This window comes from Dyadobacter psychrophilus (assembly GCF_900167945.1).
Taxonomy (GTDB): domain Bacteria; phylum Bacteroidota; class Bacteroidia; order Cytophagales; family Spirosomataceae; genus Dyadobacter; species Dyadobacter psychrophilus.
This window is the reverse complement of sequence record NZ_FUZA01000002.1, coordinates 1-13,885: the sequence shown is the minus strand read 5'-3', so window position 1 is coordinate 13,885 and position 13,885 is coordinate 1. Positions and strand designations below refer to the sequence as shown.

General features: G+C 42.3%; 8 protein-coding genes. 3 read left to right on the top strand and 5 right to left on the bottom strand.

Annotation, left to right across the window (positions count from 1 at the left end; genetic code table 11):
- Positions 1-312: 312 nt before the first annotated feature.
- From B5X68_RS07230 to B5X68_RS07220, 3 genes are all read left to right on the top strand, one after another.
- Entirely contained in the window at positions 313-3,774 is a 3,462-nt protein-coding gene (locus B5X68_RS07230) for an eCIS core domain-containing protein (RefSeq protein ID WP_082214054.1), read from the top strand.
- A 248-nt stretch (positions 3,775-4,022) separates the two neighbouring features.
- Entirely contained in the window at positions 4,023-7,874 is a 3,852-nt protein-coding gene (locus B5X68_RS07225) for a cache domain-containing protein (RefSeq protein WP_082214053.1), read from the top strand.
- Positions 7,875-7,983: 109 nt separating this feature from the next.
- Entirely contained in the window at positions 7,984-9,102 is a 1,119-nt protein-coding gene (locus B5X68_RS07220) for a DUF3616 domain-containing protein (RefSeq protein ID WP_082214052.1), read from the top strand.
- Positions 9,103-9,113: 11 nt separating this feature from the next.
- Here B5X68_RS07220 and B5X68_RS07215 read toward each other — a convergent pair whose 3' ends face one another.
- The 5 genes from B5X68_RS07215 to B5X68_RS07195 form a co-directional block, all read right to left on the bottom strand.
- Positions 9,114-10,328, bottom strand: a complete 1,215-nt coding sequence (locus tag B5X68_RS07215; RefSeq protein WP_082214051.1) for a metallophosphoesterase — start codon at positions 10,326-10,328, stop codon at positions 9,114-9,116.
- A gap of 70 nt (positions 10,329-10,398) precedes the next feature.
- A complete protein-coding gene (locus tag B5X68_RS07210; protein ID WP_082214050.1) occupies positions 10,399-11,739 on the bottom strand; it encodes an alpha/beta hydrolase in 1,341 nt (446 codons plus the stop codon).
- A complete protein-coding gene (locus B5X68_RS07205) occupies positions 11,736-12,962 on the bottom strand; it encodes a hypothetical protein (RefSeq protein WP_082214049.1) in 1,227 nt (408 codons plus the stop codon). Before B5X68_RS07205 ends, B5X68_RS07210 begins: the two co-directional genes overlap by 4 nt.
- A 19-nt stretch (positions 12,963-12,981) precedes the next feature.
- Positions 12,982-13,407: a D-Ala-D-Ala carboxypeptidase family metallohydrolase gene (locus B5X68_RS07200; protein ID WP_082214048.1), complete on the bottom strand. Its 426-nt coding sequence runs from the start codon at positions 13,405-13,407 to the stop codon at positions 12,982-12,984.
- 171 nt (positions 13,408-13,578) lie between these two features.
- A partial coding sequence (locus B5X68_RS07195) for an integrase core domain-containing protein (protein ID WP_141110229.1) occupies positions 13,579-13,885 on the bottom strand: 307 nt, incomplete at its 5' end.

Here is a 13,885-nt window from a genome sequence, read left to right as displayed (position 1 = left end):
ATACGGATTATCTGACAGTCTAGGAATGCGTCCATTATCGTGAAAAACTATGAAAGCGTGAAGGAGATTCAGAAAGTTTGTATCCTATGACCGATAAATAATATGTCAGGATAAGGTATTGTCAATCAGTGCAAAATTTGAACATTGCACTATCATTTGAGATACCACATCCGCTTCTTCGTAATCATTTACTTGCCATTTGCCTCCTCAACATAGCTTCATTCGGTGTCCTAGACGTGACATGTTGGCTTGTATGCTACCATAGTTGTAGGACGAGAATAATTCTGATTCTCTTCAATAATCTCTTGATATATGGCCTCTCAATCTCATATAGCAAATTCGACAGATCAGCTGACAATCGCTGCCGCGGCAGAACCGGGATCACCTTACGAAGTCATTGATGATAAAGTTGTCAAGCAAAGAAGCAATTTGACATTTATCCAGGCAAAACTGGCTGTTGGTAGCCCAGACGATCCTTATGAAAGAGAGGCGGATTTAGTTGCGGATCATGTCATGCGAATACCTATAAATGCTGGGCTCAGCATGGCGTCGCCTGATGTTCAGCTAAAATGTGACAAATGTGAAGAGGAAGACGAAAATCAGATTCAACGGAAGTTGAGTACACCTGCAATGCTTGATATTCAGATGAAAAGCCACGTTTGTGAGCATGAGGAAGAGCAAATTCAAAGGAAGCCGTTTGAAATTTCGAGTGTTCTCGAAAGAAAAAGTGCTGATTATCCCCAAAGAGAAGATCGGATGCACATTCAACCCTATAATATTAACGCTTATGTTCAAAGAAAAACTGCTGACGGCAGCGGCGTAACCAGCGATTCTATATCTACCCAAATACAATCTTCGAAAGGCGGTGGACGATCGATGGATAATCACACCAGGAATTTCATGGAAAGTCGTATTGGAAGAGACTTTTCCCCTGTTCGAATCCACGACGATTTTAACGCAATGCAACTTTCGGCAAACCTGAACGCCCAAGCTTTCACAGTCGGAAATGATATATTCTTTAATAGAGGTAAATATAATCCTGAGAATGAAAGTGGTAAGAGATTGCTGGCGCATGAGTTAACTCACGTTGTTCAGCAAGGAAATTCTAATATGCCAACTATCCAACGTAAAGAACCGAATGTGGCCGATTCGAAGGAAAGCGATACGGTTTACGTAAAGTTAATATTACGCCCGGGAAAAGGTGCTGACGGAACAATGACCTTAATTACAAAGGGAGGAAGGCAAATAAGTGTAAATGTCACTTATCAAGGCAATCCGAATCCAGGTGTATATCACTACATTAACGGAAAACCCAACTTTGACCCGGCTGAAATGGATGGAACCGGACTTGGAGGTTTCATAGTGAAATACGATAGAATACCCAGAGACCTTCGGAAAGCGGAAGAATATGACCTGATAGTAATCGATACCAGACTGTTTTCAGAACATGGCGTTTATCAATTATCTAACGTCGAGCTTGCCGAACTCACCGAGTTAACGGAGGATTTTAGCGATTATGATTTTCGCGTGTTAAAAAAATATGGCGCAGGAAAAGTAAGGACCTTTGAAGAGGCGAAGGAATTGATTGAGAGAATGAGGGAAGGGAAGTTCGATTACGAAATCTTACAACTGGAACAGGAAAATTTAAAAAGTGAATTGTACGGTACAGAAAAAACCTATAATCTCTACAAGGCATATAAATGCAATGCCAACCAGAATGTTTCTGCAATTGGAATAAACGTGTGTTTCTTGAAACATTCTGATGTTTATTTCGAATATCTAGATAGCCTAAAAGAGGAATTGGAAGATCAGCTACGGTTGATGGGTTTTACATCGTCTGATCCAATTTTAGAATTTGAACGCCGGATTTCCCAATTCATCACAAATTATGAGAAAATAGCGGAGGATCTGGCACTTCGCTCTCTGGACAATTCACAGGCGATTGCAGAAGCTGAGATAGAAAAACATTCGTCATCGAAAGAAGCGGCTAAAATGCATCAGGATCTGGGAGCTACCAGAAAGCATATGAAGGCTGCCCAAGGTTTTGCGACACAGTCAGTAATAGAGGAGCTTAATGGGAACGATGAATTGGGGCGCGAGCACAAGAGCTTGTCCGATAAAGAAGTACTCATGGCTCAGGAAGAATACGCCAAACTCGGTACAAAATATCCTTTATTGGGCCTTTATAAAATGGATGATATTCTTGATGAAGACCAAGATTTTTTCACATCCGGAAATATCATTACTTCCCTTCAAACTAAAATACAGAGTATCAAAAGCGCTCGCAGAGAGGTACAGAAAAATCCGGATTATTTATACAAGTTGGACGTATTAAAAGAGCTTGTTTATGCAAAACAAGGCATTATCAAAGGTTCAACTATAGACCTGATAATAACCGATAAAGCGGCCGAACTGGAGGCTGACGAATCTTTGCTTGATAGCATTTTACTTGTTGTATCATTAGCCTTAATTCCATTCACGATGGGCCAAAGCGCGATCATAGCATTTGGCGCAACTGCTACTCTAACAGGCATTAGTATTTACTCGGCCGTTGATGCGATAGACACATATGCCTATGAAAAAATGTTTTATGATGCTGGGCTGTCGGCTAATGATCCCAGTGTGTTCTGGGTGGTGGTTGCGGTGGCAGGAGCCGGCTTGGAAATGGGAAGTGCCGTCAGTGTTTTTTCAAAAGCCTCCTCAATTGCCAAAAAATATCCGGACCTGGCTGTTGATTTAGATAAATTAATAACCGAAGTACATGCTACAAGTTTTACTTATGATATAGCAGCTAAGCTTGGAACAAGAATGGAAGAAGTTGAAGCCCGCATACAAGCATCAATTATCAAGCAGGCCAAAGTACAACAAGAGCTGGATTTAGCTTTTAAGGCAGCAGCGGGAAACTTATCTTCAAAACTTGGAAGTAATCTGCTTCTCGATCCACAGAATTTCAAGACTCTGGGTGATCTGGCGTATCAATTAGCGAAACGCGGATACTATAAATTCGAGGAATATTTACTAATGCTCAACCGCAGAGGAATAGTTAAAGATCTTGACAAACTAACCCGTCAAGAGCTGGCCAGACTTAAGAAGGCTTACACAGGAAGTATAGATGCTAGGATCCAAGACGTGCAAGCCAGCAAACAACGAGCGACTTTTCATTCGCACATTGATGATGACTTTGATTCCGCAGATGAATTAATCGGCAGTTCAGACGAAACGCTTGAACACGGCGCTAAGCGCGAACCATATGCTGATGATTCAGATTTTCATGAAAGCATAAGGGAAGAGGAAGTTGCTGCTGGCGTCAATGCGCCACGTTCGGATTCCAGCCCTTCCGATCTGGATAATTTAGAACCCAGACGCGGCTTAAAATACGAAAAGCAAATACACTCTACTGACATTGGCGTTGCAAAGGGAAAGGCTGCGGCTAAAAAGCACAAGCTAAGATGGTTGTTCGATAATCCAAAGGGCATGGATCATAATGTCAGTGGTATCGATTCGATTTATACCGATGCTGCCGGTAATTTTTATATTGTAGAATTTAAAGGCGGAAGCGCTACGCTAACAAAAGATCAAATGACACGAGATTGGGTAAGACGTAAAATATCTCAAATCGAAAAAGACCCTAAACTAAAAGACCACCCTTTCGTGAAAGAACTAAGGAAAGCATTTGATAACAACCGCCTTCGCGGACGAACATATAGTACTCCGGTAGATTTAGTCACTGGGAAAGTTGGGCGGACGACAATGCTAGACCATGGGATTTATTAATTGCCAGGAGAAACCTTCGCTGCCTGGTTTAATTACTCAAAGTCTTTGAGCCTGCCAAACCATAGCAACGTTCGGCCGAACAGCTCGATCTGGTCGACTAAAAAGTTGCCGTTTAATCAGTACTCAGAATAATCCATGCGAAGTACAATATTTATTTTTAACTTCCGTTGCGTTGGATCTTGCGCATAGCCCACACCGATTGTTTCCAGAGTTAGTTTTCAAGCACCTCTCTCATCCCGATATTCGTTATGAGGTTTCTTACTCTTTCCGCTGAGCGGCTTCCGTTGATCATTACGCTAGCCATTGTCATCTGCCTGAGCGCAGGGTACTATTTTGTTTATATCCCCGGAAATGAGACTTATATCAAAGAATGGAAATTTCGTTCGCTGAAACACATTGGGAAGAACATTCAGGCGAAAATTTACACGGGCCATAAACAACTGAAAACTTACCTTCATAGCGATAGTCTTAAAACTTTCATTCAGACTGATGGAATCAAATCGAAAAAGGCATCATCAAGGCAAGTCAACAAGTTTCTGCTGGGGCTTAAAAGCAAAAATCTACCGATCTCAGGCATTCTGCGTGCAGACAGTGTCCGAACGATCGGCGAGACTCTGATCACCAATACCAGTCCAAAGAAATTAATATTAGCCGACACTGCCAGACGAGACGAGAATATTTATCAACTAAACCTGTCCTACGATTTCGACCAGTTTATTAGTCCTCTGCTCACTAATGAGGTCTTCGACGAGTATTTGATCATCGGTGACAATGTGGTTCTTTATGAAACTTTTGCTTCCGGCCTTACTCCAAACGAGGATTCACTGTTTCGGACCTGTGGGGCGCTACCGGGCGCTTTAATCACCGAGCGTGATTATGCGGGAATCTCATATAAACTTTTCGTTCTGCCAGTTGACCTGAATGCCAGTACACGAATTTTATTAGTGGGATTGCTCACCGCGGATCATTTCTCGGAGGCCAAAACACGACTTCCACCGAGACTGGTCCTCTTCCTGATCACCGTGTTTACTTGCATCCTGGTGACATTCCCGATCGTTAAATTATATCATCTCTCAGAAGGGGATCGCCTGACATTGAAGGATGTCATATCGGTTTCAATTGTATCGGCGTTGCTGGTTTCTTTGGTGTTTTTCTGTTTTGTTAAATACAGTACCACTTTTTCAGAAGATAAGCGGCATACCAAACAAAGGCTCGCCTCGGCCATTTCGGACGCATATATAAAAGAAATACAGGACAATTATCGCAAACTCGATTTGTTGGACAACTGTATTATACAGAACAGCGAATTCGATAAAAACTTTTATGATGTAGGGAAATCTGTGCCTGCCTCCTCACAGGAACTGGAAAAGATTAATAGTATAGTGAAAGGTTCCCAACTTGACCGCGTCTTTTGGATGACCAAAAAAGGAGAAGAATTCAGGACGTGGACAACAGCAGTGGACAGCACTTTTTCTCCTGGTCAGTTTGATGAAAGACCATACTTTCGGAATACCATGCAAGAGCGCACTTATGCACTTGCCGGGATTGATAGTGCACAGCTCTATGTCGATCAAATTGTCTCGTGGGTATCAGGTAAATTCCTGACTGTCATTGCTAAGCCATCTAAGTATAAGCCGGTGGCAGTCATCCTTTTCAGCGCGCAAAGCCTGAAAAAATCAAGGATACCACCTGGCTATTCTTTTGTTATGATCGACAACAATGGCCGGGTACTGTACCATTCGGATACGACCAAGAACCTCAACGAAAATCTGTTCGAAGAATTCTCGGATGAAAGAAATCTCCAAATGAGCATCAAATCGGGCACCGACCGCAGCTTTAAAACACAATACTACGGTCGCGAATTTGATGTACAAATGAAGCCGGTTGGGGGCGGATTGCCATTTTATATGGTAATCATGGAGGACCTTATTTTCGACGAGTACAGAGACATTAACGTATATACATTTACGTTCTTAATGCAACTTATACTGTTCGGGCTGATCATCATTCAGGTGCTCGCAATTTTTCTGGCTTCTGCTCAGCGACTCAGCTTCAAAGACAGAATGTTTGAGACCAGCTGGTTAGGGCCAAAAGCAACCAGCCGGAAGGAGTATTTTTTTGCCGGAGTATTCAACCTGAGTCAGTTCATTGTCCTCGCAGTATGCTTCACCGACGAGACTATTCTGAACCGTATTTTTATGCTGCTATCCTCTATCTCACTCATGCCGGTGTTTCTGAATCTACTTTTTTACACACGTTACCGTAACGAACCAGGTGCAGAGAAACTTGCTTTGTTCAAACGCAAAGGAGTGAGTGTGGGAATACTTTTCATCCTTTTTCTGATGATCATCGCTTGGATCATGCCACATCAATCGTTTTGGGTTTTGATTGAGTTCCAGCTCGTGATCCTGGGAATGGGTGGCTTACTGTACCTGGCCTATTGGTTGTTTTCCGAGGATGAACTGATTGGAAAGTTTATTTGCTATGAAAAAGCATACGTTGCTATGCTCGTAAGCTGGACGCTGGTCAGCATGGGGCTGCCGATACTGCTGTTTTTCAGAGCCGCTTATAATTATGACCAGCACCTGATCGCCAGGTATATTCAGTTGGAAATGGCCGAGGCAAATGCCGGAGAAATAGCACATTTACCACGCAATACAAGCAACAGAAGCCTGACATCCCGCCAGCAATATGAAATCCAGCAGAGCCTTTACAAAGATCAATATTGGGTTGACTCCATTTCTTTTGACATGAACAAAGGCCCGTTTAGAGAGAAAGATGAAGCTGCAATCAATCTATTACGGAGCTTCCACCTGTATTCCAATGAAAAAATGCCAGACCGTATTAATATCAACAATGCCGCCGCATTCGATTTTTCTTTCTATTTTAATAATCTGCTTCGGCAAAATCCTGATGAAAGGGGAGCCAGTGTTATCTATTTTCGACTTTTACCCGAAACTTACCTTGTAATCAAATCGGTAGCGCTCGATTTCCATCTGCCTGATGCTCGTTATGCCGGCGGCTTTCTGCCATGGCTTATGTTTTCGCTGGCCATAGCTGCTTTTTGCAGAGTCGTATTTGGATTGGTTCGCAAGATTTTTTCACTCAGGATGGTTGGAGAGCAGCCTTCGCCGGCATTTGATATCAAAACTTGGATTAAAGGGAAGCAGCCCGAAAGGACATTTCTCATCGGCTTTCAGGGTATCTGCGCTTCTGCATCGAGCGACTTGCCATCAAAACAGGTATTGGACCTGGCAAAGATGCCGATGCAGAAGGACAGTCCCAACAATGACTGGGATCTTAAGGTAAATGCAGCATGCATGGACCCAAATGCAACTATCATTATTGAAAACTTTGAGCGCGATTTCAAATCCATTGAAACTAACAATCAAAAAATCGCCTTCCTTGGAAAAGTCCTGCACGTGAGCGGAAACAGAAAATTGATGGTTTGCTCCACGGTCCACCCAGCTGTTATGCTCGCAGCCAGTAAGGCAGCCGCGCCAAAAGAGGCTGGTCCACAAGATGAGGAAAGATGGCATTCATTGCTACGTTCATTCAGGATCATCATCGATCCTGTTACACCGCCCGATTTTGAAAAAAAGGATTCGCGGTTGAAAGGGATCAAACCCTCTGAAAAGGAGGTATTTGACGGGTATGTTGAAAATTACCACCAATATTTTTCTATCTGGCAGTCCTTGTCGGAGGAAGAAAAATTTATATTGTACGACCTTGCCGAAGACGGGCTTGTTAATTCGTTCGACAAAGATACCTTCAGGATCCTTATCAGAAAGGGACTTGTCGTCGAAGGCAGCGGGCGTTTCAGTCTATTTTCAAAAAGCTTCCGGAATTTTATTCTTTCCGGCCTCAGTAGTAGCGAGCTGGCAGTGATTACGGCAAAAATCAATGATAACACTAATTGGAACAAGATTAGGGTTCCATTGATGCTGGTTTCGCTGGCCATATTGGTATTCATCATTTCGTCCCAGCGTGAAGCGAGCCTGAAGCTGCTGACGACGCTGGGGGCACTTGCGACCGCCATTCCGGCCCTCATTAATCTTCTCTCGGCCGTTTCAGGAGGTAATAAGAAACCAGCAACTTAGCCGATATAGCCAAACCCTCGCCAACTTCATTGATATGGCCATCGTCACTCCGTCGGAAATTCTGATTTGAGATAATTACGATTATAAACATTCTAAAATCTATAATAATATGAAATTCGCCTTGCTGGAATTTGATCCCGCCCATAACCAGATAAACGATGACAAGAAGCTTAGCTCCGGCCTGTCAGTTTCAGTCCGGATTGAGAATACATTATGGGTTGCCAATGACGAGACGATAAGCCTGGAACGGCTTTCACTCATCAATGAGGATGATCAGGGGAATTACTTTTATGGAAAACACGAGCAATTTTTACTGAGTAATTTTATTGAACTTCCAGTCCCGCCCACTTTCAGTGATACTGGTAAAATAAAGTTTAAAGAAGCAGATATTGAAGGCCTTGATTATAAGGATGGCTATTTGTGGTTGGTCGGGTCACATAGCGCAAAGCGCAAAAAATCTGAAAGCGGCCATGCTGAGACCAATGAGGAAAGGCTTACCAAATTATCAGATGTAAAAAGTGACGGAAATAGATTCGTACTCGCCCGAATTCCCCTTGAAAAGCAAGATGAAACCTTTGTACCGAAAGATAAGGTCGAGCAGAATAGGGGCATTCGCGTAGCTGCTCAATTAAAAGACGGGATTATAGCCAACGAAATTATCAATTTGCAAAATGATGAGCACCTTAAAAAGTTCTTTGATATTCCAGGCAAGGATAATGGTTTCGATATCGAAGGTTTGGCAGTCGCAGGAAAAAAGATATTTATTGGCCTGCGAGGTCCGGTTTTAAGGGGTTGGGCGGTAATACTTGAACTACTGTTAGATGACGAGGTTGATCATTCTAGTTCGGTATTGCTATTAAAAGGTTATAAAAAACATGTTCTTCCGTTAGATGGTCTTGGCATTCGGGACCTTTGTATCCATGAATCGGATCTGCTTATTTTGGCGGGTCCAACAATGGAACTGGATGGGCCTGTTACAATTTATCGATGGATAGGTGGCGTAAACCAAGGGAACGACAGTGTGATTTTTAATAAAGATATCTTAAAAAAGGTAATGGATCTTCCTTTTGGAAAAGGCGTGGATCATGCTGAGGGAATGACGCTGTTTTCCTCAACGGGTGATAGGCAGTCCGATTTAATTTTAGTCGTATACGACTCGGCTTCGCAAGATCGTCAACCTGCAGGCACGACTAGCTTGAAGGCTGATGTCTTTCCTTTATTTGGGTAATAAAAAATCGCTCAATTGTTCAATTTTCTTCTGAATATCGGCTCAGCGTGACTGCCATCTTCCCTTACACTGAAATAGGTAATCCATGTTTGATCTTTATCGTAAAAATCCATAACACTGTAGCCGATTTTTGTTGAGGCAAATAGCGACTTGTTTTTTTTAAGGCCGACCGGACTGCTTTTTGATCCACTTCCGCTCACAACAAATGAATGACCTTTCGTTTCGATATACTGCAATGTATGCTCATGCCCACTAACAAATGTTACATTGGCTCTTTGGTCGGTTGCTGAAAGCAACACTCTCCTTAATTTGTGATACCTGCAATTATGTACATCCGCCTTGACGCGAAGGAGAGTTCTAACTCCAACATACACACTACCAATTATTGGCAGTGGCAAGTAGAGCCAGGAGGGGGCGCTTTCAAGCTCTGTCACGGGCAGAAGATGTTGTTTTAAATTATATCTTCCCCCATGTGGGCCATAACTATATGGCGGATGATGCATGGCGATGACGATATGTTTAGAACCGAGGGTTTTAAGTGTATCTTCTAATTTCTTTTTAAAATATTTTTTAGTTCTAATATTATTCGAATTTTTTTCTGTCGACTTCTTGTTCCAATTCATAAGTAGTTGGTGTGAATCGAAAACTAGCAATGCGACATGTTCACTTAAATTTATTTTGTCAGGACCAATGCCTAAATTTTCCGGATAAAAAAATATCTTAGCATCTCTTGCAAATCTATATGAGTCCAAATGTTGCTGAATAAATTTACGTTGTTCATCTACTCCGATGGTCTTAAATTTCCAATCATGATTGCCTGGAATAAAGATTGGATGTCCTTTGAATTGTATCAAGACATCAAGTTGTCTCATTAAACTATATTCGGCTGCCCTCCGAATTTTATTATCCCTCGGAGGCATTCCTTTCGGATAAATATTATCACCTAGAAACAAAATTGAAGTATTTGCCGATTCCTCACTTAGCTTTTTGTTTAAATAACTTAAACTTGGAGTTGTTTCAGGACTTACTGCATTGCCCGCATCGCCAATTAGATACATCCTGTGTTTAAGAGTCAAGTTGGTATCCGGATGGTAATTTTCCCATGTTTCTCCGTCGCCCAAATATCGCGTTTTGTAGCTTGCGCAAGAGCACCAAATTGGAATTAAAACCAAATGAAATAAGGTAAGAAAGCGTTGTCTTTTGTCATGTGAGTATTGTATTTTCATCTTGATCCAGTTTAAGTCACGATTTGTGAAACATTAAATGGTCATTTGGTAAAAATTTTAAAACCAAATGCTAGGTCATTCTAGACAACACCTCATTCACAACAGGCTTGCAGGTGAAGACATATTTGTGATAGTTTTGCAGTCTTCTTTGGTTAAAGATAATATCAAGCAGTCCAAATCCTGCATAGTTAGCCGTACTCACTGCCTGATTAATATGCTTTCTAAAGAAAGACTCCTTATCATATTGCTGCCATGGAAAATCACAGAGATTAATTAGGTCACCGGGCTTGATAAGCTCCTGGACAGATTGAATATGAAAACCATCCTGTGGTATAAATCCTTCTTTAAATTCACTGGTGCCATAGTTCCCTAAGTTGCGGTAACTGGCGGTCAATTGTTGTGGATCTGGTGCGTTTGCTATTCGCTTTGCTCCCACAAATCTCTTAGTACTGGAATAAAGCAGGTAATCAAACTCGTCATAAAATACATTAATATTTTTGCCAAGCCTTTTGAGCAGTGTGTAGTCGTAGGTGAAGGTGCTGCTCTTGCCAAAAAAATTATCAAGCTCCTTCCCTCCTTCGCTAAGGGCCAGATGCGTGACATCTGAGGCCATCAAAAAGATATTCTCGAAAATCTGTTCAGGGATATTGTTAGGAACCGGCGGATTGAGCATTCCATTGAGCAACTGATGTCCGAATGAATGGACTATGAGATCCAAAAAAAGTCCGGCGTCACTTAGTTGTTTTGAAATTATTTTAAGGGGCTCAAATAAGTTTTTGTCTGTAAAGTGTCTTCCTGCCTCGATAGCCCGATCGTCTGCCCGTTTTCGGCTCAAACCCTGCGCCGGCCACACCATGAACAAGACCTTTGCAACCTTGTTACCAGGATGGTTCATATAATTGTTGGCAAAGCTAGACAGTAGATCCAACTTAAGCGAAGAGAAAGGCTGAAATCCATGAATGTATAATACCACATGTCTCCGCCTTTTGTCTGCAAGCTTTCTCACGGACTTGATTATAGCATCTGCGGCATTTTCAGGATCTAATTGATTGAAACGAATAGACTCCTCATGGCCTGGAAGTAAAAGCGGAGTGAAATATAATTTATCAGGAGGTTCCTTTGTAAACATATTCGGCTTTCCGTTGTCCAGGATTTCTCGATAGGAAATAATGTACTGCTCTTTGTCCCCCGGATCAGGTGTGATGCATTGCGGTTCAATATCAACAGCTCCGTTCCAGACAAATCCGCCGTTAGCCAGCGAATACCATAGATTATCGTCGTCGAAGGGATCTCCCAGCGTTGCGCCAGCAATTTCCAATACATCCCCCTTCCTGTAGAAATGTGAAATATTAGCGTTTACGCTCGGTTTCAGCTGTCTCTCATTCAAGTGCTGGTTGACAATCCCTTTCATCCTACCCGATTTATAATGTTACGGTTGCTTACATCGGAATCAATAGAACCAGCCTCCCCGCCGGATCTGGCGGGAGCGGCACTCGAAGTACGAAGTTTAACCAGCTTATTGAGCAGGTCGAACCAAAAGGGTGCACCCAACGAAAGCGCAAGGATCGTCAGCAAGTAACCAAAAATAGAAGAATCATCAGATGGTGGAGTAACGACCATGCTACGCGCACTTTGAATGTCTGCTTCCAATGTTTGCTTTATTGATGAAAGGGAGTCGAGACGGGTATTCAATTGGTTTTCTACACGCAAGGTGTCCTTACCATTATTCATTTTTTGTATCAGCCCCTCATTCCTGGCGTTAAAATCGATCGCCATCTGTACCAGCTGTTCTCTTGCTTCCGTGTCTTTTGACAATTTTTTCATGATTTTGATCGTATCCACATCAAAGCCAACAGCCAGACCTGCTCCAATTAAGATCAGAATCGCTTGGGTGGTTTGTTTAAACCAACCAGATGCTCGTTCCATTGTATCGTTATACCAATTTTCGAGCAGGATTTTGAATTTGACAAGATCATTATTCGCATCATGCAGCATTGACTCAATTTGTCTGATCGTATCAGATTGCTCCGACGGCAATGCTATATCAAATTCCAGATCCATCGGAATTCCAGAGTACCACTGCTCCAATAGGGTTCTGAATTGTACGAGATCCGGATTGCGTTGATCCAGCAATTTCTTGATCTGTCCAGCGATAACTAATTGCTCTGGCCCGGCCGTCGGTTCTTCTTCTTTCGTGATTGCCCATATTCTTAATCCCAGCTGAATTTTAAGGAGCTCACCCACCTCAACACGATCTACCTTGATGCTGTCAATAAGAGCCTTTGAAAAGTTTTCTGCAGAAAGGTAGGATGGTCGATGCCCCAGGCCGCCGCTCGACAAATATTTAATGGATGGCTGACTGAAAAATTTATTATAAAGTTCCGGATTTTTGAGGTTCCAGGATTTTCCGGTAAAACGTGTAATTGTCGTTCCCAGTCTGGCCAAAAAGTTCGAGCCACTGCTGCCGAGGTCGTCTTCATCCATTAGCATTCTTGATAAGGCATAGCAAAGGTTTCGTGCCCTCAAACCTAAAATGGAAGAAATGATCTCCATTAAAATTGTCGCATACAAGCTGTATAAAAGGTAAATAAACACAAGGCCTATCACCACGTCTAGCGCCACATTTCCGATCATAACATTAGCACCTAAATGATTAGCTCACTACTATTACCTGCCTCCGATTCCTTTCAGAAAATGATACATGAACCCAAGAGGGTTCTTCTTCATTGCCAAACTCCCAGATTAACTGATCGAAAGGCAATTCAGACGTCTTAATCGCTTCAAAAATATCCCGATTCGTAATACCAACAACAGCTTCGAGGTCAGCAGCCTGGCCAAACAAATGTTGGCTTTTCTGTGCGCCGCCAACTGCCCGATTCAGCCTTGCACAACGAAAACCGGAGCTTATAAATAGCGGTAAATCCAGGTGTTCCCGAAGAGGTTGCAAGATATTCGAACATAGTGCCCGCAGATTCTCAATGATCTGCGGTCCTGGATCAAATTGTTCGTCAAACCTTTTTCTCGTTGCGGTTTGTGAGCGCAACAGCTCTGTCAGGTTAAAATTATTTGAAAGATTCATGAAGGATATTGTTTAACAAAAACTGGTGACATTCCGCCATAGATGAAGCTTTTTTCAAAACATTTTAGGTGATTGGATCTATACCGTTCACTTTTGAAGATTGACTTAAAAGACAATGTAAAACTAGATTGTAGGCTTCCCCTTTTTAGAGCGGTGTAGTTTTAGATTCGGTTATAAATTGTTCGCAATTAATTCTTCTTTTTTCATGGCATCTTCCGTTAGTAGTAGGCGCTTTTGATTCGGAGTTAGCCCCTTCATTGATCGGTGCGGGTGCTTGCTGTTGTAAGTGTCGAGCCATTTATCCGATAGAATTCGCAGCTGCTCCAAAGAATCAAAAAAGTAAGCATTCAGCACGTCTTCACGATATGTTCTGTTCAGTCGTTCATTAAATCCGTTCTGCATCGGTTTGCCTGGTTGAATGAATTTTTGCTCAATTTGCTTTTTCTCGCACCATTTGGCCAGTTTCTTGCTTATAAAT